A 407-nucleotide genomic window follows, 5' to 3' on the forward strand; every position below is an offset into this window, starting at 1 on the left:
CACTTCATGTCTATATATTAACCTGATTGGCCGATTTAAGGGCAATTTATCCGATCAGGATCACACTAATTGAAATTATCTTTAATATTTTGAAACTTATTATTGAAAGCAGTCTACGGAATTTTAAAAATAGTCTGCCATTGACGATAAGCCTCGTTTAAAAATCGCTCAGGTGGCTTAGGAAATACCTAAATAAAATTATAAGGATTATTTAAGATGAAACTTAAATTAGTTGCAGTGGCAGTGACTTCCATGTTGGCAGCTGGCGTTGTTAACGCGGCTGAAGTTTTTAACAAAGACGGTAACAAACTGGATCTGTACGGCAAAGTTACTGGTCTGCACTATTTTTCTGATGATGCTGGTAGCGACGGCGACAAAACGTATGTTCGTCTGGGCTTCAAAGGTGA

At 37.6% G+C, this 407-nt stretch carries 1 protein-coding gene; it reads left to right on the top strand.

The genetic code is table 11. The annotated features are described in order from the left end of the window. Positions 1-216: 216 nt before the first annotated feature. The coding region (locus tag IM290_RS21675) for a porin (protein WP_179297409.1) at positions 217-407 on the top strand (191 nt) is incomplete at its 3' end.

Source organism: Enterobacter cloacae complex sp. S1 (assembly GCF_014930525.1).
Classification (GTDB): domain Bacteria; phylum Pseudomonadota; class Gammaproteobacteria; order Enterobacterales; family Enterobacteriaceae; genus Enterobacter; species Enterobacter hormaechei_C.